Source organism: Nocardia sp. NBC_00403 (genome assembly GCF_036046055.1).
GTDB lineage: Bacteria > Actinomycetota > Actinomycetes > Mycobacteriales > Mycobacteriaceae > Nocardia.
In genome coordinates this window covers 6,375,836-6,395,458 of sequence record NZ_CP107939.1, presented here as the reverse complement: position 1 = coordinate 6,395,458, position 19,623 = coordinate 6,375,836, and the positions used below count along the sequence as shown (strand labels likewise).

General features: G+C 66.1%; 18 protein-coding genes. 6 read left to right on the top strand and 12 right to left on the bottom strand.

What is annotated here, in order from left to right; translation table 11 throughout:
* Positions 1 to 3 precede the first annotated feature (3 nt).
* Positions 4 to 186 carry a hypothetical protein gene (locus OHQ90_RS28415; protein WP_328402608.1) on the bottom strand — a complete coding sequence of 61 codons (183 nt, stop codon included), beginning with the start codon at positions 184 to 186 and terminating at the stop codon, positions 4 to 6.
* The gene (locus tag OHQ90_RS28410) at positions 165 to 1,511 is read right to left on the bottom strand and encodes a CoA transferase (RefSeq protein ID WP_442941501.1); all 1,347 of its coding nucleotides are present in this window, start codon (positions 1,509 to 1,511) and stop codon (positions 165 to 167) included. The genes OHQ90_RS28415 and OHQ90_RS28410 overlap by 22 nt, the downstream gene beginning before the upstream one ends.
* Before the next feature lie 390 nt (positions 1,512 to 1,901).
* Here OHQ90_RS28410 and OHQ90_RS28405 point away from each other — a divergent pair, with 390 nt between their 5' ends.
* Positions 1,902 to 3,182, top strand: coding sequence for an ATP-binding protein (locus OHQ90_RS28405; protein ID WP_328413153.1), 1,281 nt, complete (start codon positions 1,902 to 1,904; stop codon positions 3,180 to 3,182).
* An 18-nt stretch (positions 3,183 to 3,200) separates the two neighbouring features.
* On the opposite strand, the gene OHQ90_RS28400 is transcribed toward OHQ90_RS28405, so the two are convergent.
* On the bottom strand, positions 3,201 to 4,019 hold the full coding sequence (locus OHQ90_RS28400; RefSeq protein ID WP_328402606.1) for an RNA polymerase sigma factor SigF: 819 nt from the start codon (positions 4,017 to 4,019) through the stop codon (positions 3,201 to 3,203).
* On the bottom strand, positions 4,012 to 4,440 hold the full coding sequence (locus OHQ90_RS28395) for an ATP-binding protein (protein WP_328402604.1): 429 nt from the start codon (positions 4,438 to 4,440) through the stop codon (positions 4,012 to 4,014). The genes OHQ90_RS28400 and OHQ90_RS28395 overlap by 8 nt, the downstream gene beginning before the upstream one ends.
* A 154-nt stretch (positions 4,441 to 4,594) precedes the next feature.
* Between OHQ90_RS28395 and OHQ90_RS28390 the strand changes: the two genes are divergently transcribed.
* Complete coding sequence (locus OHQ90_RS28390; RefSeq protein ID WP_328402602.1) at positions 4,595 to 5,368, top strand: thioesterase II family protein; 774 nt, start codon at positions 4,595 to 4,597, stop codon at positions 5,366 to 5,368.
* A gap of 50 nt (positions 5,369 to 5,418) precedes the next feature.
* On the opposite strand, the gene OHQ90_RS28385 is transcribed toward OHQ90_RS28390, so the two are convergent.
* The 4 genes from OHQ90_RS28385 to OHQ90_RS28370 all read right to left on the bottom strand — a co-directional run bounded on the left by OHQ90_RS28385 (position 5,419) and on the right by OHQ90_RS28370 (position 9,341).
* On the bottom strand, positions 5,419 to 5,802 hold the full coding sequence (locus OHQ90_RS28385; protein ID WP_328402600.1) for a DUF2784 domain-containing protein: 384 nt from the start codon (positions 5,800 to 5,802) through the stop codon (positions 5,419 to 5,421).
* A 92-nt stretch (positions 5,803 to 5,894) separates the two neighbouring features.
* Positions 5,895 to 6,674 carry an O-methyltransferase gene (locus OHQ90_RS28380; protein WP_328402598.1) on the bottom strand — a complete coding sequence of 260 codons (780 nt, stop codon included), beginning with the start codon at positions 6,672 to 6,674 and terminating at the stop codon, positions 5,895 to 5,897.
* A 70-nt stretch (positions 6,675 to 6,744) separates the two neighbouring features.
* Positions 6,745 to 8,202 (bottom strand): SDR family NAD(P)-dependent oxidoreductase, encoded by a 1,458-nt coding sequence (locus tag OHQ90_RS28375; protein ID WP_328402596.1) that lies wholly within the window; start codon positions 8,200 to 8,202, stop codon positions 6,745 to 6,747.
* A 200-nt stretch (positions 8,203 to 8,402) separates the two neighbouring features.
* On the bottom strand, positions 8,403 to 9,341 hold the full coding sequence (locus OHQ90_RS28370) for an alpha/beta fold hydrolase (RefSeq protein WP_328402593.1): 939 nt from the start codon (positions 9,339 to 9,341) through the stop codon (positions 8,403 to 8,405).
* A 206-nt stretch (positions 9,342 to 9,547) separates the two neighbouring features.
* Here OHQ90_RS28370 and OHQ90_RS28365 point away from each other — a divergent pair, with 206 nt between their 5' ends.
* From OHQ90_RS28365 to OHQ90_RS28355, 3 genes are all read left to right on the top strand, one after another.
* A complete protein-coding gene (locus OHQ90_RS28365) occupies positions 9,548 to 10,246 on the top strand; it encodes a TetR/AcrR family transcriptional regulator (RefSeq protein ID WP_328402591.1) in 699 nt (232 codons plus the stop codon).
* Between the two features lie 134 nt (positions 10,247 to 10,380).
* Positions 10,381 to 11,526: an acyl-CoA dehydrogenase family protein gene (locus OHQ90_RS28360; RefSeq protein WP_328402589.1), complete on the top strand. Its 1,146-nt coding sequence runs from the start codon at positions 10,381 to 10,383 to the stop codon at positions 11,524 to 11,526.
* Positions 11,510 to 12,181: a TetR/AcrR family transcriptional regulator gene (locus OHQ90_RS28355; protein ID WP_442941195.1), complete on the top strand. Its 672-nt coding sequence runs from the start codon at positions 11,510 to 11,512 to the stop codon at positions 12,179 to 12,181. The genes OHQ90_RS28360 and OHQ90_RS28355 overlap by 17 nt, the downstream gene beginning before the upstream one ends.
* Before the next feature lie 25 nt (positions 12,182 to 12,206).
* Here OHQ90_RS28355 and OHQ90_RS28350 read toward each other — a convergent pair whose 3' ends face one another.
* Positions 12,207 to 12,569 (bottom strand): hypothetical protein, encoded by a 363-nt coding sequence (locus tag OHQ90_RS28350; protein ID WP_328402587.1) that lies wholly within the window; start codon positions 12,567 to 12,569, stop codon positions 12,207 to 12,209.
* Between the two features lie 306 nt (positions 12,570 to 12,875).
* On the opposite strand from OHQ90_RS28350, the gene OHQ90_RS28345 reads away from it, so the two are divergent.
* Entirely contained in the window at positions 12,876 to 13,631 is a 756-nt protein-coding gene (locus OHQ90_RS28345) for a DUF4190 domain-containing protein (RefSeq protein WP_328402585.1), read from the top strand.
* Here OHQ90_RS28345 and OHQ90_RS28340 read toward each other — a convergent pair.
* The 3 genes from OHQ90_RS28340 to OHQ90_RS28330 all read right to left on the bottom strand — a co-directional run bounded on the left by OHQ90_RS28340 (position 13,583) and on the right by OHQ90_RS28330 (position 19,349).
* A complete protein-coding gene (locus OHQ90_RS28340; RefSeq protein ID WP_328413148.1) occupies positions 13,583 to 14,434 on the bottom strand; it encodes an RNA-guided endonuclease InsQ/TnpB family protein in 852 nt (283 codons plus the stop codon). The genes OHQ90_RS28345 and OHQ90_RS28340 overlap by 49 nt on opposite strands.
* A 321-nt stretch (positions 14,435 to 14,755) precedes the next feature.
* Entirely contained in the window at positions 14,756 to 14,944 is a 189-nt protein-coding gene (locus OHQ90_RS28335) for a DUF4231 domain-containing protein (RefSeq protein WP_328413146.1), read from the bottom strand.
* Positions 14,945 to 15,284: 340 nt separating this feature from the next.
* Positions 15,285 to 19,349, bottom strand: a complete 4,065-nt coding sequence (locus tag OHQ90_RS28330; protein WP_328402583.1) for an nSTAND1 domain-containing NTPase — start codon at positions 19,347 to 19,349, stop codon at positions 15,285 to 15,287.
* Between the last annotated feature and the right edge of the window lie 274 nt (positions 19,350 to 19,623).

The window sequence follows — 19,623 nt, the reverse complement described above, 5'->3', positions numbered from 1 at the left end:
GGGTCAGTCCTGTTCGAGTGTACCGGGTGGAATGTGACGCAGCCGAACCATCGCGACCACCGAAATCGTCAGTGCGGCAATAGCGGCGATGGCCGCTGTGACATGTACGCCGTGCAGGAACGCTTCGCGCGCCGCCAGCAGGACCGAAGCGCCGCCGGGCTCGGTCAGCGCGTGCGCACGGGCCACGCGGCCGCCCCCGCACCGTAGGCGGGAGCAGGCCAGGCGTAATCGGGATACTCGGGCAGCGCGGGCGCGGCGGTGACCACATTTCGGTGCATCACGGTCGCGGCGGGGTTGGGCGCGGCGGCTGGTGGATGGCTCGGCATGCGGTCCGGTGCGTCGAGCAGCCAGGAACCGGTGCGCGCGAGGGCTACTCGGACATCGCGGCCGATACCGTCGGAGGCTCGTGCGACGAGCGCGTCGATGACGCCGGCGGCGAGCAGGTAGCCGGATGCGTGGTCGAGGGCCTGCGCAGGCAGTGCGCCGGGGACTGCCGCAGCGCCCTCGATGATCGAAATACCCACTGCGGCTTGCACAATGCTGTCGAAACCGCGCCGGTTGCCCCAAGGGCCGGATTCGCCCCACGCACTGACCCGGCCGTGCACCAGTCCGGGGCGCGCGGCCGCACGGAGCCCCGCCTGTTCGAGTGCGCCGGGCCGGTATCCGGTGATCAGCACGTCGGCAGAGGCCAGCAGGTCATCGAGCGCAGCGAGCTTGCCGCGCACGTCGAGCAGGGTGGAGTGTTTGCCCTGGCAGGTGTCGGCGAACTGCCACGGGATCTCGGGCAGCTGCGGCGGATCGACACGCAGCACCTCGGCGCCGAGCAGCGCCAGTGTGCGGGTCGCCACGGGTCCGGCGATCACGCGGGTCAGATCGAGCACACGGACGCCGCGCAGTGGCTGCAAAGGCGTTGCGCCGATGGGCAATCCGGACTCGCCACGGTCGTCGCGCAAGTCGATCGCGACCAATGGTCCGGCCGCGGCGGCCTGTCCTTGCGGGCTCCCGGCCCATTCCTGTTCTGTGCGGACCCGCACGGCGATCGCGCCCACCTCGGCGGCCCGCTCCTCGATATCGGAGGCGCGGCTCATCGCCATCTGCGCGACGGCCAGATCGATCGGGACGTCGGCGGGCAGACCGAGTGCGGCGAGCAGCCCGACGTGGTGGTGCGAGTAGTTGGCGTGGGTGCGGACCCAGCCGTCGAAAGTGGGGAAGAAGCCGGACAGCTCCGCGAACATCGTCGGCGGCTGTCCATCGATGCGCAACAAGCGTTCGCTGGAGAATGCAGCGGTGATGCGGTCCGGGTCCAGCCGATACGCCACCGGGTGCAGGCCGTGCGCGACCCTGATGCGGTTCGCCGCGGTGTTCAGCGCCGCGACCGATCCGGCGGCCAGCGCCCAGACCGGCAGGGTGGCGGCGAGATACCTGCCGGGAACAAAGGGCGGCGCAATGCTGGAGCCGGGGACACCGATGCCGGATTCGTAGTCGTGCAGCAGCCGTTCGTGCGCGTTCACCGGATCGAACACTCTAGCTGCAGCGGCTTTGCGACTCACGAGTGCCCATACTGTCACAGCACACGGTAGTGGTCTCGTTGGCCCCCAACGACTTCGCGTGCCTGGATGATGATCTCAGGGGCGCTGCCGTGACCACCTCGCGGATCCAGAATACGGTACTCGACTGTCCGGAATCTGCGCGCAAAACGCAGCAGCTTGTGGCGGGATCGGCGATGGCGTGCCACACGCCCGCCCTCTACACCGCAACGAGGACACCTGTTGTTGGGGGTGGCATCCAACTGCCACTGGCGTCCGGCCGCAACGCAGCGGCGGAGGGGGTCCTTGTCGGGGTGTCGTCGATGGGTGTTCACTGGAAACAAGTGGGGCACCCGGACCCGAGTCGAGGTGTGCATGCCGGTGTGGCGATTGCGCGACTTTCGCGATGACGACCTGGATCAGGCGATCCAGATCTGGGATCAGAGTCGAAATCCTGGGTCTGCCGAACCCGTCTTCGCCGTTGCCGAGGTGATGGCGGCGGCGCGGAAGGGGCTGTCGGCGGTGGTTGCCGAGGTCGGTGCCGAGATGGTCGGGATGGCGGTTGCCGAGGTACAGGGCGAGCGCGCCTGGGTGCTGTTGGTTGCGCTGGGGTCGCGCTGGAGGGAACGCGGTATCGGCAGCGCTTTGCTCGCCGAACTCGAGCGGCGACTGCGGACCGCCGGTGTCCGGCGGATCTGCGCCCTGCTACCCGCGGGGGCGACGGGCGCTGTCGCCTTCGAAAACTCCGGCTACCTGCGCCGCGACGGTTTGGTCTACTACGAGATGCGCGAGCGCCTCGGCCCTGAGCAGAGCAGCCTGCTCACCGAGTTGGGTGGGCGACTGCTGCCCCCGGGGCTGTGGCAGTCGATGGCAGGCATGGACCGGGAGAAAGATGTCATTGAACGCCGGATCGTGCTGCCGCTTGCGAATAGGGACATCGCCGAACGTCATGGTGTGCAGACGCCCAAGAGCGTGATTTTGTTCGGGCCACCCGGCACCGGCAAGACGAGTTTCGCGAAAGCAGTGGCCTCGCGCCTGGGCTGGCCGTTCGTCGAGCTGTTCCCCTCGAGGTTGGCCGCGGCCGCGTCGGGCGGCTTGGCGGCCTCACTGCGAGAAACGTTCGACGATATCGCGGAACTCGACGAACTTTTGCTCTTCATCGACGAAGTCGAGGAGATCGCCGTTGCCCGCTCGGGTGCGGCAACCAGCGCCGCGCACGGTGTCACCAATGAGCTGCTCAAGTTGATTCCGGCCTTCCGGGAGAAGGACAGTCGCCTGCTGGTGTGCGCGACGAACTCCGTGCGTTCGTTGGACTCGGCCCTCCTGCGGCCGGGTCGTTTCGACTACGTGATCCCGATCGGTCCGCCGGATGTGCCTGCCCGCAATGCAATTTGGCTTCGGTATCTCGGGCCTGCCAGCGATCGCATCGATCTCGACCGATTAGTCAGCGCGAGTGCACTTTTCACTCCCGCTGATATCGAGTTCGCGGCACGCAAGAGCGCCCAGACTGCATTCGAACGTGAGATGCTCAGTGGTAGTGGTGAACCCGCGAGCACTGCGGACTACCTTGCGGCCATCGCCGACACTCGTCCGACACTGACGCCGGACATCCTCACCGCGTTCGAGCAGGACAACGAGAACTATACCCGGCTCTGAGGGCAGCGCGGTGCTCGGTCAGTCACGTAATGCCTGCTCGCGCAACGTGTTGAGGGTTTTGGACAGGATGCGGGAGACGTTCATCTGGGAGCAGCCCAGCTGTTCGGCGATCTGGGCCTGGGACATGGACTTGAAGAAACGCATGATCAACACCTGACGCTGCTGCTCGGGCAGCGCGGCAATGAGCGGTTCGACCGCCAAATAGTCCTCGACGGTGCGATAGCTCGATTCGTCGGCGCCGTAGGTGTCCAGTACCGAGGTCGTAGGGCTGTCATCGCCGCCGCTGGGCGAGGGGTCGAGGGGTGCGGTTTGGTAGGCGTTGCGTGCGATGAGCGCCTGGGTGACCTCGGTCAGGTCGGCGCCGATTTCCTCGGCGATCTCCCTTGCCCTCGGTATGCGGCCGAGTCGCTGCGCCAGCTCTTCGGTGGCCGGGCCAATCGCCTGTTGAATTTCCTTGAGCCGCCGTGGAACTCGTAAGGCCCAGGTGTGATCGCGAAAGTGTCGTCGTACTTCGCCCATGATGGTCGGCACGGCGAAGGACAGGAACGACGCACCGAAGGCGGGGTCGAACCTGTCGACGGTTTGCACCAGGCCGACTCTGGCGATCTGCAGCAAGTCGTCGAAATTCTCGCCACGGCCGCTGAATTTGCGCGCGATGTTCTCGGCGAGCGGCAGGCAACGCTCGATTACCCGCTGGCGCAACACCTCTCGGTGTGGATCGTCTGTGCGAACAGCGGCGAGTTCGGTCAGCAGTGGTTCGATGTTGTCATAGGGATCTGTGCCTGGGCGAGCTCGCCGCGGTCGCGGCGCCGGTGACGAGACCTGCTCATCAACCATCGGAGCCGCCCCGCACCCAGTGGAAATCGACGATGGTCGGATAGCCGCCGGTGGCGGCGTCGAGCGGGGCCTGTACGGCGTGCACGGTGTCGGTGAGTGTACGCACGATATGCCATCCGAAACTACCCTGGCCCGGTACAGTATTCGACGCGGCGACGGAGGAGACCCGCACGAGCATCGCGGACTCGCGATAGGTGAACCGGCAATCGATGGTCGTGTCCGCAACGGCGTCGAGAATCAGCTCCGTGGCGATCTCGTCGAGTGCCAGCCGAATGTCGGTGACCTCGTCGAGCCCGAAATCCGCGATAAGAGCGACGGTTTCGGCGAGGGCCCGCAGCATCACCAGTTGCTCGAGCAGTGCAGGCACCCGAATCTCGATGGTGGTCGATCCGCTGTCCTGCTCTGTCGTCCACTCCGTCATGCCTACCGCCTCGTCGATACGAACAGCTCACCGGAGCGGCAAGAATAACCCGCCACACCCGACCAGGGGCGGCCACATCGGCCCACACCGCGGCGCGAACTTGCTACAAAGGAATGTCCGCTCACGAGCTGTTCCGACCGAGAAGGAGATCGACGTGCGCCGAACCATCGCGGCCACGGACTGGTTGCGAGTGCTGCGGGCCGACGCCGCGGCGCGACACCAACTGGTCTGCATGCCGCCGGGCGGCGGGTCCGTTACCGCGTACCGGACGTTGGCCGCGAAGCTCGGCCCCGGTATTGCCGTTGCCGCCGTGCAGTATCCGGGTCGGCAGGATCGGCTCGGCGAACCCCTGATCTCGGATATGGAGACGCTGACGAGTCGGATCGCCGAGGAGATCTTGCGCCAAGGGCCGGTCGAGCGATTGGCGCTGTTCGGCCACAGTATGGGAGCGACGGTGGCATTCGAAACGGCCCGCCTGCTCGAGCGCGCAGGCCAGCCGGTGACCACGCTGTTCGTCTCCGGCCGTCCCGCGCCGACCTACCTGGAACCGGGGCGTCTGCACCTCGCGTCGGACGACGAGCTGATCGGTGATCTGGAGCGGTTGGCGACCGACCCGGCATCGGTGCGGATATTGCGCGACGACCCCGGTCTCGCCGAGCTGGTGTTGCCTGCTGTCCGCAGCGACTATCAGGCGGTGGAGACCTACGTCTACTGCGCGGATGGGCCACTCGCCGGGGATATCGCCGCGCTGGTGAGCACCGAGGATCCCACGGTGGTCCCGGCGCAGGCCGACGAGTGGCGCGATCACACCGCGGGAAGGTTCGAGCGTGCGGTGTTCGCGGGTGGGCATTTCTATGTGGACGAGAAGGTCGCCGAGGTGGCCGACCTGATCACAGCGAGCTTGGCACGCCACCACCCGGTGGCGTGAAACCCCTTCGGGGCGAGTCCATTCCGGGTGTCGGGCCGATGCGATCATGGCTATCCGGAAGTTCGTACGCGGCTGCCCGCCCGCTGCCGCGACAACCACGCGAATCCGGACCACGACACCGCGACACACACCGCAACCAGCACCCGCACCAACCCCAGCGCGCTCTCCGGGTAGATCACTCCGGTCAGGTAGTGGTCGATGAACCCACTCGACGGGAGCCCGGCCACACCGGCCCGGTGGCGCGCCCAATTCTCCAGATAGGTCAGCGGACAATCGACTCCGAACAGGACGGTGCCGAAGCCCCATCCGAATGCGATCAAGTGCAGCCAGATGGTGCGCGGCCAGCGCCACGCGAGAAATCCGCCGACCACCACGTAGGCCACGAAGGCGAAGTGCACGGCGGCGGTAACGTCGGCCAGCAGCCGGTACAGCACGTTTTCAGCGTAGTCGTTTCGGCGGTGTGGTGCAGTCGCGCAGCGGCAGCGCACAGCTCGCCTGCCGGCACGGCATATGCAGGTGACGGCGTTCAGTCCAGATATTCGGACTCGAGCACCAGGTCGGTTAGCAGCGACTGGTATTCGACGTGAGTCTTGTGTTCGATGGTGCGCCAGGAGGTGCCCTCGTGCTCGCGCAGGTAGCGCCGATAACGCGGTGCGCCGGGCACTTTGACGTTATCGGCCACCACGATCGTCCCCGGATGCAGCCAATTCGCTGCGATGATCGTTTTCAGGTCCGGCAGATATGCGGTCTTCCAATGATCGATGAACACGAAATCCAGTGCGCTGACGGCGAATCCGTACTCGTCGAGCAGCCGCTGCACCGTCGTGCCGCCGTCGCCGATCTTGCCGACCACCACGCTGACCCGATCCGTCAATCCGGCGTGTTCGATGACAGCGCGGGCGATCTCGGCATTGGCGGGGCTGGCCTCCACCGACACCAGCCGTGCGTCCGCGGGTATCAGCCGCCCCACGCGCACCGCGCTGTAGCCGCAGTAGGTGCCCAGTTCGAGCAGCAGTGTCGGGGTGGCCCGCCGGACCGCCGCATCCAAAATCAGCCCTTTTTCGTCTCCGATATTCATCAGCATGCTGCGATTGCGGGCGAAATCGTCGATGGTGGCGAGCACGCTCTCCGGATCACCCGCCGTGGCGTTGGTGAGCACGTGGTCGCGCAGTGCGGCCTCACGGCCGTCGCCGACCTGCCCCGTGCGCAGCAGACTCAACCCGCCCAGCACGAAGCGGATGTTCGACCAGCGCAGCAGTGGCAACAGGTCGCGCACCAGCGCGCCGAGCCCGCCGTGATTGGCCATGGTGCCCCTTGGGGTTGTCGGATCGGTCTCGATGCGATTCTGCCCGCGTCGGAGGTCACGCGGCGGCGATTCACCAGGGCGACGGTTGGTAGTCCTTGAGGAAGCAGCCGTACAGGTCTGTGCCGCTTTCACCCTGGACGATCGGATCGTAGACCCGAGCTGCCCCGTCGACCAGGTCGAGCGGGGCATGGAAGCCTTCCTCGGCCAGGCGGACCTTCGTGTAGTGCGGGCGCTCGTCGGTGATCCAGCCGGTGTCGACGGCGGTCATCAGGATCGAATCTTCCTCGAGCATTTCCTTGGCGCTGGTGCGGGTGAGCATATTCAGCGCGGCCTTGGCCATATTGGTGTGCGGATGGCCGGGGCCCTTGTAGGCGCGGGAGAACTGGCCTTCCATGGCGGAAACGTTGACGACGTACTTGCGTCGCGCCGGCGACGCGGCCATGGCGGGACGTAGCCGGGACACCAGAATGAACGGCGCGACCGAGTTGCACAGCTGCACCTCGAGCAGTTCGGTCGGATCGACCTCGGCGACGGTCTGCACCCAGCTGTTGGTATGCGCCAGATCCGGCACCAGACCGCCCGCGTCGATCGCAACGCCGCGCGAAATGCGTTCCGGTGTCGCCGATCCCGCGACCAACGCCAGTTCGGCGACGTCCGTGGCGGTCAGACTCGGCGTGAGCGAGGCAGTCAGCGCGGTCGGATGCGCCTGCATCGTTTTGCCGAAGCTCACCATGTCCGGCAGCGCGCCCGCGGGCAGCGGACCGGATTCGGCATCGACGAGTGCGCTGTAGGCGCCGGGGGAGCGGCGCACGGTCTGCGCGGCATTGTTGATGAGAATATCGAGCGGGCCCTGTGCGGCGACATCGTCGGCGAGAGCGACTACTTGAGCGGGGTCACGCAGGTCGATGCCGACGATCCGCAGTCGATGCAGCCAGTCCGCGCTGTCGTCCATGGCGGCGAAGCGGCGGATGGCATCGTTGGGGAAACGTGTGGTGATGGTGGTGTGTGCGCCGTCGCGCAGCAGTCGCAGTGCGATGTACATGCCGATCTTGGCGCGACCGCCGGTCAGCAGCGCGCGACGGCCGGTCAGATCGGTCCTCGCGTCTCGCTTGGCATGGCTGCTGGCCGCGCACTCCGGGCAGAGCTGGTGGTAGAAGGCGTCGACGCGGGTGTAGCGCTGCTTGCACATGTAGCAGGGGCGCGGCCGGAGCAGGGTGCCCGCGCTCGCGCCCGCGGCGTTCGAGGTCAGCGGGATGCCCGCGGTCTCGTCATCGATCCGATTGGGCGACCCGGTCGCCGTCGCCGCGACCACCGAGCGATCCGCGGCCGCAACCGCGTCCCTTGCCTCGCTGCGACGGCGGAGCTTGAGCTTCTTGAACATGTGCCCGACGGCGCGCTGCACGGCGATCGAATGGGGATCGTCCTTGTCCAGCTGCCCGGCCTGTTCCAGCACACGCAGGCAAATGGCCAGTTCGGCCGGGTCGATGGCCTGGGTATCGGGCGAGGTCGACGCGGTGTTCTCGGCCATCGGAATGCGGGTTTATCCTTCGTGAACTGGGGCGGTTGACGCATTCATTGTCGCATCGAGGGCTCGGCGCGCTGGTCGCACCCCGGCTGCACCGTCGAGGGTGCTCGTCACCCGCGCAGCACCGCGGCCCGTGTCAGCGTGTGGGCGGCATCGGACATCGTCTCCGTCCGTTGTCGGGCTGCGTCGGTGGCGAGCACCGGCTAGCGGCGCGGGATGGTCGCGTCGGCCGCGTGCAGGTCTTCGACGAAGTTGGCGATGGCCTCGGCGACGAGCAGCGGCTCGGTCACCGGGAGCCAGTGGTCGGCGGGAATCGCGCAGCGCCACAGGCGATCCACCCAAGGGGCACTGCTGTCATAGAGGAACGGCGGCACGAACACGTCGGTGGTGTCGACCACCAGCTGGACCGGCACCGCCGTGTGCCGATCCCGTGGGCGCAGCAGATGGCGCAGCAGATTGGCCCGCACGATGCGGGTTCCGGCGAGCAGATCGGTGTGCCAGGTGGCCGCGATCGGCGCGTATACGCGTGGGACTCCGCCGAGCCGCTCGATCAGCCAGGAACGCACTCGTGGTGGGTAGGCGATACGTTGCACGGCGGCGGGCGCTGACTCGGCGCCGCATAGCATCCAGGCCGGGTCGGTGGCCAGTCTGCGGAGGTGTCGTGACGGAGATGAGATGTCGCGCAACAGTATTCCCACATGGTCGAGGTTGGGGCCGGAGATGGCGGTAAACGAGGCGATCCTGGTGTTCGCCTGCGGATCGCACACTGCCTCCCACACCTGCACCGCGCCCCAGCCGTGGCCGCACACATGCACCGGGCTGCGCGGGCTGACTGTGTCGATCACGGCGTAGAAGTCCGCGGCGAGCCGCTCGAGTCGATAGTCCGGCAGCGCAGCGGGTTTCGCGGACCGGCCGTGGCCGCGCACGTCATAGGTGACCACGCGGAAGCCGTCGCTCAGCAGTGCCGCCACCCTGGTCCAGACGCGATGGGTATCGGTGACGCCGTGCACGAGGACAAGGGGTTCCGCGGCCGGATCGCCCCATTCGAACACCGCCAGCTCGGCGCCCTCGACGGCCACGGTCGACTGCCGGTCCGGTCGTCGGAGGTCGGTCGGGTCGGTGCTGTCGGGCTGTTCGTTCATGTTCGCGCCTCGATCGATGTGCTGTCGCAGATCCTGGTGTACCGCTGGTACGTGATCCGATACTGGCAGTACGAAGGATCGGAAATCAATGGGCGCCAGCGGAGGAGAATTATGAGGTCTGTCACGTGATGAGCAGTTGCACAAGCCATTCCGATCCGGTTGCGAGGCAATCAGTAGTGGTACTGTCGGTACGCTATGCTCCGATTGTGCCCAGATCCGATGCCAGATCCGCCGCGAGGACGATTACCCGCGAGGAGATCGTCGACGCAGCGATTCGGGTGATCGACCGGGATGGTCCGCGCCCGAGCATGGACGACATCGCGCGCGAGGCCCACATCACCAAGCCGCGGCTATATCGCCAGTTCGCCGACAAAGCGGATCTGTACACCGAGATCGGCAATCGGATGGCCAAGGCGGCCGGGGCTGCGGCAGGCAACGATCTCACCCTTATGCTGCAGCCGCCACGCACCGCGCTGCGCCGCGTCCTGACCGGCTACGCCGACAGTATTCTGGAGCACCCCAACGTTTTTCGCTTCCTCGGTCAGGCGCACGTCACGCAGAAAGCCGATGGATCGGTACTGCAATTCGACCTCGGGCGGGCGGTGGCGGGCCGATTCGCCGAGCAGGCGCGGGAAATCGCCGAATCCATCCCGATCGCTGCAACGGGCATCGACTATCTGGCCTGTGCGGTCGTCGGAGTGGTCGTGGCGATCACCGATCTGTGGCTGGGGGATGCGGAGGTGTCGCGGCCTGCTACGACCGTCGAGTTCGTCGATCAAGCCGTCGAGTTCGTCTGGGGCCTGATCGATGGCTTCTTGCGTCGTCAAGGCATCTCGGCGGACCCGGACACCCCGATCTTCACGTCTTTGGCGGCAGCCAACCAGTCGCAACAGTCCGCAACCTGACCTGCGCTGCCCGTGTGAAAGCGGCGGGCGATACCGACGCGTGCTCGCCTTGTTGACATCATGCCAATAGTGGTGGAATCTGATGGCGAGGAGTCGGCGTCGAGGCCGGCCCGAGGCGAGCAAAGGATCGAGCGATGGCACGCGCCGCGTGGAGTGATGACGAGGTCGAAGCGGTACGGGACCTGGCCAAGACCTTCTTCGAAAAGGAAGTCGTCCCGCACGAGGAGAAGTTCGTCGCCCAGGGGCATCCCGACCGCGCGCTCTACAATCGCGCCGGCGAGCTCGGTCTGCTGTGCACCGCGCTGTCGAGCGAATACGGTGGCGGTGGAGGCACTTTCGCGCACGACGCGGCCATAATCGAGGAGCAGGCATTCGCCGGTGACGGCTCGCTCGGCATGCCTGTGCACAGCTCGATTATCGCGCCCTACCTGAACGAATTCGGCTCCGAGGAACTCAAGCGGCGAGTGCTGCCCAAGGCCGCGAGTGGCGAGATGGTGCTGTCGATCGGTATGACCGAACCCGGCACCGGCTCGGACCTGCAGAACATCAAGACCAGGGCGGTCCGTGAAGGCGACGAGTACGTCATCACCGGCTCGAAGATCTTCATCACCAACGGCTGGTTGTGCGACGGCATCATCATCGCCGTGAAAACCGACCCGACCAAGGGCGCCGCAGGCGTTTCGCTGATTTTCGCCGAGGTCGGCGACGACACCCCGGGATTCAAGCGGGGTCGCATCCTGAACAAGATCGGCGGCAAGGCCCAGGACACCGCCGAGCTGTTCTTCGACGGCTTGCGGGTGCCCGCCTCGAACCTGCTCGGGGAGTCCGAGGGCCAAGGCTTCTATCAAATGATGCAGCTGCTCGCCCAGGAGCGACTGGTGACCGCGATCATCGCGGTGGCCATGATGGAGAAGGCCGTCGCGCTGACCGTCGACTACACCAAAGGCCGTGAGGCATTCGGCAAGCCGCTGTTCGCGATGCAGAACACCAAGTTCGAGCTGGCAGAGTGCGCGACCATCGCCACGGTGAGTCGCACCTTCCTCGACGATTGCATCGTCAAGCACCTGCGCGGCGAGTTGGACATTCCCACTGCTGCGATGTCCAAGTACTGGCTCACCGATCAGCTGGGTATCGTGGTTGACCGCTGCCTGCAACTGTTCGGCGGCTACGGCTACATGACGGAGTATCCGATTTCCCAGCTCTATACCGGCGCCCGCGTCCTGCGCATCCTCGCGGGCAGCAACGAGGTGATGAAGGATCTCATTGCCCGGTCTCTCTGAAGTCAGGGGTGAGGTGGCTTCGTCGGCGGCCGCGTCCTCCGACGAGGCGCAGCCGCGCAGGCGCAGGCTGGAACCCGATGAGCGGCGCGCGCAGATCCTCGCCTGCGCGATCGACATGTTCGGTGAGCGTCCCTACGCGGCCGTCTCGACCGCCGAGCTGGCTCAGCGCGCAGGTGTGGCGCGCGGCCTGATCAATCACTACTTCGGCAACAAGCGCGACCTCTACCTCGCCGTGGTGCGCCGGATGGTCACCTTGCCGCGGCTCGACGACATGGTGACGCCGAGCGGCACCGATCGCGAGCGAGTCGACGCCAGCGTGCATTGGCTGCTGGACGTGATCTCCGAACACGGCAGCACCTGGGTGAAGGTGACAAGTCACGAGGGCGTCGGCAACGACCCCGAGGTGCAGCACATCCTCGACCAAGCCGACGACGCGGCCGCCGAGCGCATGCTGCTGATGGTCGGACGCGCCGATTCGACACACAGTGCGGAATTGCGCGCGATGGTCCGCGCCTTCGGTGGTCTGGTGAAGGTGGCCGGGCGGGAGTGGATCACCCGAGGCACACTCACCCGCGAACAGGTGCACGTGTTGCTCGCGGACATGCTGATGACGTTGATGACCGAAACGATGCCGAAAGTGGACCCGCGCCGGTGAGCGCGGAGGCGGCCCGTTCGAGCTGCTAGGTCAGCTCGCGGGCCGGCTCGCTCGATGTCGTGGTGCCGCGCGGCGCGGCGCCGTAGCGAACGTGCCGGACATGTCCTGGCGCGTGCCCCTGTCTGCCGTACTTCAGCTCGATCACTTCCTCGCGCCGATGCTCGACGACCAGCGCGCCGATGCCCGCTATCCACAGCATGGCGGTCGCGATCGCGCCGATCTGCGTCCAGCCGGTGAACCCGGATCCGGCTGCGGTGAGGGTGCACGCCATCGCCACGATGCCGAGGGCGCACAGGATCAGGCCGGGCACGTTGTAGTCGTCGCCGAGCAGATCGCCCGCATGAGCGTGCCACGGCCGCCCTTGGGTCGAATCGGTACTACCGAACATGTCTCCTCCTGGTTTCGAGTCAGCACATGATCAGCGATTTCACCCTGTGATCAGCATGGACCTCGGCCGCGCGATCCGCGAGGGGTATTTGCTGGTTCGTTATTCCGGGGCGGGCGCAGCGGAAATCGCACTGTTCCCACTGCTGCGAAATGTTGCTCCGGCTTCGTTATTACGCTTTGATGACGGCCGATTGGACGTTTCGGATGATCCTGCGGCTGTTCGCCCCTATTCTGTGTCGATATCGGGGCGGGTCCGGGCAGTCCGAGGCTCCTGCGCGGTTGTGGTGTGGAGAGGGACGGACCTGGCATGGCACGGATGGAACGCCGTGAGATCGAGCGCTGGCCAGAGGCGCAGCACGAGGAGAACTGGCAGCAGGAATCGGAATCCGAGGAGCGTTGGCCCGAGGCGGACGCCGAGGGACGCTGGTCGGAGGCGCCGCAGCCCGGTCGTCGCCGGACGGGTCGGTTGCGGGTGGAGATTCCGCCCATCGTGAACCCGTATGCGATCGTCGCGCTGGTTGCCGCGTTGCTGGGGTTGTTTCCGGTGGCGATTGTGTTCGGTTTCATCGCCTTCAGTCATCCACGTGGCAAGGCGATGGCGGTGTCCGCGCTGCTGATCGGGGTGGCCGAGGCGACGGCGCTCGCGGGATTCGTGGCGTTGTCCGGAGCGGCATGGACCGATTCCGTGTCGCGCGCGAACAAGGTCACCGAGGTATCGACCGTTGCCGCGCCGCCCGTCGTCGTGACGACGGTGGCGCCGACCACGGTCGCGCCGCCGCCGGTGACCACGACCTCTGCGGCGACCAACCTGGTCACTCCGAAGAAGGGCACGGCATGTTCGGACCCCGCGCTCATCGGTACGGGCGCGGACGGGAACACCCTGCTATGCCTGGCCACTCCGGCGAGTGGCGGCTACCAGTGGGCAGGGCCATACACCATCGCGACGGCCGTGCAGCAGGCCGGGACGAAATGCGAAGTTTCCGGCACAACCAAGAGCGCACGCACCGCGGACGGTCATGCGCTGGCGTGCGAGAGCAAGGTGTGGGTGCTGTGGACCGATTGACATCCTCCCTGGCCTAAAAGGCTGGGGATCCCTACCAGCGCCGAACGGCGCTCTCGGCGGGTTCCTGCCTCAACACGCAGAGCCGGAACAGATACCGGTCTTACCCGCGCTCCACAAGCGTTTCGTCTCTCCGCCTGCCCGGCGGCGAGAATGTTTCGTGCCGCGTTCACATCCCGATCGTGCACCACGCCACACCGGCACCTCCACGACCGCACCGACAACGGTTTCTTCCCATCGATCACCCCGCACTCCGAACACAATTGCGACGACGGGAAGAACCGGTCGACCTTCGCGAAATACCGCCCGTACCGGGCAGCTTTCTCCTCCAACATGGAGGTGAACATCCCCCACCCGGCGTCGTGCACAGATTTCGCCAGACGAGTCCGCGCAAGCCCTTTCACACACAGATCCTCGACATAAACCGCTTGGTTTTCGCGGATGATCGCCGTAGACAGTTTGTGCGCGAAATCGCGACGCGTATCGGCCACCGTGGCGTGAGCCCTGGCAACCCTGAGCCGGGCCCTCACCCGATTACTGGAGCCTTTCTCCTTGCGCGACAACGCTTGTTGCGATTTCCGCAACCTCCGTTCAGCCCGACGCAAGAACCTCGGCGAGGCGACGGCCTGTCCGTCGCTGAGCACCGCGAACCTCCTCAACCCAAGGTCGATGCCGACCTCGCAAACACCTTCGGGCAGCGCCTCGCCGGTGACCTCGACCACGAACGACGCAAAGTACCTGCCCGCACTGTCGGAGATCACCGACACGCTCGACGGCTCGCACGGCAACTCCCGCGACCACGCCACCCTCACATCCCCGATCTTCGGCAACCGCAGCTCGCCCCCTCGGTGACAGTAAATCGGGCGTTGCGGGTGAACCGGATCGACTGACGATTGTCACGGCGCGACAGGAACCTCGCCGGCCCGATTCTTACTGGTGGAGTGTAGATATTCGAACCGTGCGGTATTCGCTGGCGAACGAATCGTTTTGTAGTGCTGGGTGATTCGGGCTATGTGCATACCGTTTCGGTCGTGGGCGGCTTTAGCGGGATCCGACGTCTGTGTAGCAGGTGCCTGTAGTTGGAGGCCCGATCGCGGGCGGGCGGCTGGCTCGACCATTCTCGGTCGCTACGAGGCGTCGGGGTTCTCGTCGGTTTCGGCGTGCGTCGATTTCCAGCGGGTGTTCTCTTGTGCCGTAATGCTTTCTATCCGTTGCGCAAGGATCTTCCGTCGGCTCGGTCTCGCGTAGGGACCCGATTCGGCCAGGTACATGAACTTTTCGTGCTTCAACGCTTCTGCGGTGGCGCGGTAGTTCAGCCAGTTCGCATGCCACTGGAACGCTGTTGAGCTCCCTCCGCTACCACTACGACCGCGGCCACCGATGCGGTCACAGCGGCCGGTGCCGCAGGGCGGCGATGACTGGGACGGTGGCGCCGATGACGAGCTGCGCGAATTTGACGAACTTGTAGGCCTTCTGCGCCGACCGGCTCTGGGTGCTCTACCAGGCGATCTGATCAGTCAGCCGCTCCCACACCAGGTTGGTTACCGTGGCTTCGGTTGGCTGTGCCACGCTGCGCCTTTCTGATAGTTGGGACGAGGGAGCTGGTCACTGAGCTTTCACCGTCACGTACAGGTTTCAGCTTCTGCTGCCGGTCGGTTATTTGAGGCCGTCGCACAGCTGGGTGGGCGGCAGGTTCGGTGTCACCCATTCGTCCCATTCGGTCCTGCTCATCGTCGTGGCCAGCTTGGAACACAATTGCTTCGGGTCCGGAACCAGGAACGGGAGAGCGATCAACTCGTCTTGGGATGAGCCATGGGTTGATACGGCATTGATCGACCGACTTCCGGGATCCAACGCCAAGGCACCGATAATGCCCACGTCGCGGGCGGCCAGAGCGACCCCGGTCTGGTTCGGGTCGGTACTCCATACCCGCACCACTCCTGCGCGATCGCCGGTAACGACCCAGTGTCCGTCGGCGCTCACCGCCACAGCAACCACCCGTTCGATGCCCACGCTGGGCAGGGCGCGCGGTCCGTCGGTGTAGTTCGTGTCCCACACTAGAACCCCGCCATTCGGGGCACCGGCGACGACCCAACGCCTATCCGGGCTGACCGCCACGGCGGTAACTCCCCCGATACTGATGCCAGGGAGGGCGCGCAGCCCGGGCACCGAGGTGCTCATGTCCGACACCCGCACCTCACCCGAACGATCGCCGACGACGACCCAGTGCCCATCGGGACTGATCGCCACGGCCAAAACCGCCTTGGCGCCGGCGCCGATGCCGGTACCTGTGCCGGTGCTGGGCAGCGCGCGTGGCCCAGCGGTGGAGGTCATGTCCCACACTCGCACCGCACTCTCGGTATTGCTGGTGACGAGCCAGCGCCCGTCCGGACTGATCGCCAGGGCATACACCAAGTCGGTGTCGGTGCTGGCGTTGGGGAGGGTACGCGGTCCGTCGGTGGAGTTCATGTCCCCTACCCGCACCACACCCGCTGTGTCATTGGTGGCAACCCAGCGCCCGTCCGGACTGAGCGCCTTGTCTATCAGTAGGGAGCCGGTACCGCTGCCGGGGACAGCACGAGGCTCGTTCCCGGACGAGTTCAAATCCCACGTCCGCACTACACCCGCGCGATCACCGCCGACGACCCGTCGCCCGTCCGGACTGACCCCCACGGCAACCACCAGGGCGGTACCGGTGCGGGGGAGAGCGCGCGGTCCGGCGGTGGAGGTCATGTCCCACACCCGCACCCCACCTTTGCCGTCGCCAGCGACGACCCAGCGCCCATCCGAAGTGACCGCCACCGTTGTCACCGAGTCATTACCGTTGCCAGGGAGAGCGCGCGGTCCGGCGGTGGAGGTCACGTCCCACACTCGCACCACACTCACGAGATCGCCGGCGACGACCCAGCGCCCGTCCGGGCTGACCGCCACTGCAACCACTGGGCTGTAGCCGTCGCTGGGAAGAGTGCGCGGCTCGGCGGTGGAGCCCGTGTCCCACATCCGCACCACTCCTGTGCGATCGCCGGCGACGACCCGACGCCCATCCGGGCTGACCACCAAGCTGATCAGCTCGGCGCGTGTGCCAGGCAGGACGCGCTGCACGGGCGCGGAGGCGTTCGTGTCCCAGATCCGCACCACTTCTGCGCGATCACCGGCAACAACCCAGCGTCCATCCGAACTGACCGCCACGGCGTAAACTCCCCCGGCGCCTGTGCCGGTGCTGGAGCCGGTGAGGGAAAAGGCACGCGGTCCGGCGGTGGAGGTCATGTCCCACACGCGCACCACACTCACGAGATCGCCGGCGACGACCCAGCGTCCATCCGAACTGACCGCCACAGCGGGAACTCCCTCGGTGCCGCTGCCGGGCAGGGTGCGTGGCCCGTCTGTGGAGTTCGTGTCCCACACGCGCACCCCGCCCACGTGGTCGCCTGTGACCATCCACCGTCCGTCGGGACTGATCGCCATGCCATTGGGGGTAGGGCCGACGTCGGCGATCTTGGTGATGTTCTGGGTCTGGTACTGCACATCGAGCATTCCGGTCATGGCTGTTTCTGGTGAGAAATTCTGTGCCGCAATGGCTTCCAGTACGCCGCGGCGCGTGTCGTGGCCGGTGGTGAATTGTTGTTGGGCGTCTTGGAGAAGGCGCGCTGCGATGGCGGCGTTGGCGAGGCTGGTGGCGTTGTGTTCGGCGGTGTCGGCCCGGAAGTAGTAGAAGCCCGCGGTTACGGCGACCATGACGGCGACAGTGGTGAGTGCGATCAGGATTCGGGCGCGTTTGCGTAACGCGGCGGCGTGGGCGGTGGCTTCGAGGAGTTCGTCTGCGTGACGGGCGTCTTCGTGTCCCCGGGACGCGGCCAGGTAGTCACGCGCGATAGCGAGGCGTTCGCGGTAGCCGGGTCTCAGGGCGAGAGTTTCGGCGGCGATCAGGCGTGCGCCGGTCAACAGCCAGGCAGTGGCGCGGACGTTGCGGTTCCAGTCCTCGGCGGCGCGTTCGAGGTTCTCGGCGGTGCGCAGGTCGTCGGCCTCCTCGCGCAGCCATCCGGCGAGGTCGTCCCATTGCCGCAGTAGGCTTTCCAACGCAACCTCGACAACGGTCTCCTCACGGTCACCGTTCTTCCAGTGGTCTTTGACGAGCAAGCGGGCCTCGATGAACCGGTCGATCAGCGGGCGGGCCTCAGCGGGTAGATCCCTCCAATGGGCGATACGACGCAATGGCCGCTCGCCCTCGGGCGCGATGGTGGCCAGGAACGGGATGAACGCCAAACGCAGCGCGACGAGTTCATCGCGGCGAGTATCGGGATCGCGGGACAAAAGTTTGCTGATCTCGGTCGCCACGACGTTGTCGATCCCGCCGAGTTTGGTGTAATGCGACAGGGTGAGTTCGCTATCGCCACCGTAGTCGCGGTAGAGGGTGGCCAACGTCAGCGACAGCAACGGCAGAGTGTCCGCGCCGTCACCGCAGTCCGCCAGCAGCCGGTCGACCAGGTCCGGCGCGATCTCGAGGTGGCGGGGGCTGCGCCGCGCGGGGCCGGTGATGATGTCGCGGAACCGGTCACGCGGCATCGGTTTGAGATCATCGAACACGACCGTGTCGATATCGACCAGATCAGGGTTCGATTGCAGGTGTTCGTAGCGGTCGGTGCGGATGGTCAACGCGACGATCAGCGACAACCGCTCACCCACCGGCACTGACAGGAAACCGGCAAGCAATGCCAGCATCCCGGCGGCCTCGGGGCCGGCGTCGGCCGACAGCAGTTCCTCAGCCTGATCGATGGGCAGCACCACCGTCGCAGCCTCGGCTGTGGCATCGACGAGCCGGTGGCGCGCCGCATGCTGGATGTCGGTCAGCCACTGCCGCATTACCGCGATGTTCTGGTCGGTGAGTGCTGTTTTGATGTCACCGAGACCCGGAGCGGTCAGGCCCAGACGTCGGCGAGTGGCGTGGATGGTCGCGGCCAAGCCGTGGGGGCCGGTAAGGGCGTCGCGTTCGGGGCGCATGGTGTCCAGCACGACGAAATGCCGGTCGTCGCGGCACAACCGGGGAATCAACCCGGCCCGCAGGAACGACGATTTGCCGGTGCCCGAGGCACCGACCACGACGAACAAAGGTCGGCTTCCGTCTGTCCGCATCGCCCGCATCGCGTCCACGGCCCGCACGATCTGGCCATCGCGACCGAAGAAGACCGCCGCATCCTGCGGTTCGAATGGATCCCACCCGCGATACGGCGCACGGTCGGGCTCACCAGACGGGGGCCACGGGAAATGGTCGGCGCCGATTCCGGCGGCGCGTAACCCGGTAAGCAACTGTTGCAGCCCGGCGGTACGCACCACCACCGGCTCATGACCGGCTCCGACATGGACCTCGGTGCGCGGGCCCTGGCCATACAGATCGCAACGCTGCCACTCGCGGGTGATGTCGTTGATGCCCTCCAGCGGTTCGATCCGGGCGCAGTAGATCCGTTTACCGAAGTATTCGGCGGCCCGGTACTCGGCTTCGCATTCTTTCGAGCCCAGCCAGTGCCGGGACACCAGACACACCACGGCTTCGCAGCGTTCCTTGGCCGCGCGCAGAGCGTCTTTCCAGCGTTGCCCGGAGTGGATCCCGGTCTCGGGATCGATATCGAGGAAGATCTCCTGGGCCAGGTCCGGTTGTTGTTCGACCAGCCACTGCTTCACCGCGATCGCCCAGGCGTTATCACGGCCGGAATGACTGATGAACACCCGCGACACGACGATCAGCCCCCTCGCCCGACAGCACCCCAGACGCTGGGATCATACCGGTCAATCCGAACTCGGGGTGAGCCGATTCCGAGACCTGGCTCGGTCGACCACCCGGCGAACCGCCACCTCTTTCGGCTATCGCAGGCATGTCCGAGGCATCGTTGTCGACCTGGTTGCCTCGCTGCCAGGAGCATAAGGACGCGCCACATCAACGACATTGCCACCCAACCAGTTACGGAGCGAGCGATGCCGTGGTCTCACATATTCCGTTGGT

Excerpts from the sequence above, each read along its gene's own strand:
- OHQ90_RS28405 (WP_328413153.1), top strand. The coding sequence starts at position 1,902 with ATGCCGGTGTGGCGATTGCGCGACTTTCGCGATGACGACCTGGATCAG.
- OHQ90_RS28400 (WP_328402606.1), bottom strand. The coding sequence starts at position 4,019 with ATGGTTGATGAGCAGGTCTCGTCACCGGCGCCGCGACCGCGGCGAGCT.
- OHQ90_RS28395 (WP_328402604.1), bottom strand. The coding sequence starts at position 4,440 with ATGACGGAGTGGACGACAGAGCAGGACAGCGGATCGACCACCATCGAG.
- OHQ90_RS28380 (WP_328402598.1), bottom strand. The coding sequence starts at position 6,674 with ATGGCCAATCACGGCGGGCTCGGCGCGCTGGTGCGCGACCTGTTGCCA.
- OHQ90_RS28375 (WP_328402596.1), bottom strand. The coding sequence starts at position 8,202 with ATGGCCGAGAACACCGCGTCGACCTCGCCCGATACCCAGGCCATCGAC.
- OHQ90_RS28370 (WP_328402593.1), bottom strand. The coding sequence starts at position 9,341 with ATGAACGAACAGCCCGACAGCACCGACCCGACCGACCTCCGACGACCG.
- OHQ90_RS28360 (WP_328402589.1), top strand. The coding sequence starts at position 10,381 with ATGGCACGCGCCGCGTGGAGTGATGACGAGGTCGAAGCGGTACGGGAC.
- OHQ90_RS28350 (WP_328402587.1), bottom strand. The coding sequence starts at position 12,569 with ATGTTCGGTAGTACCGATTCGACCCAAGGGCGGCCGTGGCACGCTCAT.
- OHQ90_RS28345 (WP_328402585.1), top strand. The coding sequence starts at position 12,876 with ATGGCACGGATGGAACGCCGTGAGATCGAGCGCTGGCCAGAGGCGCAG.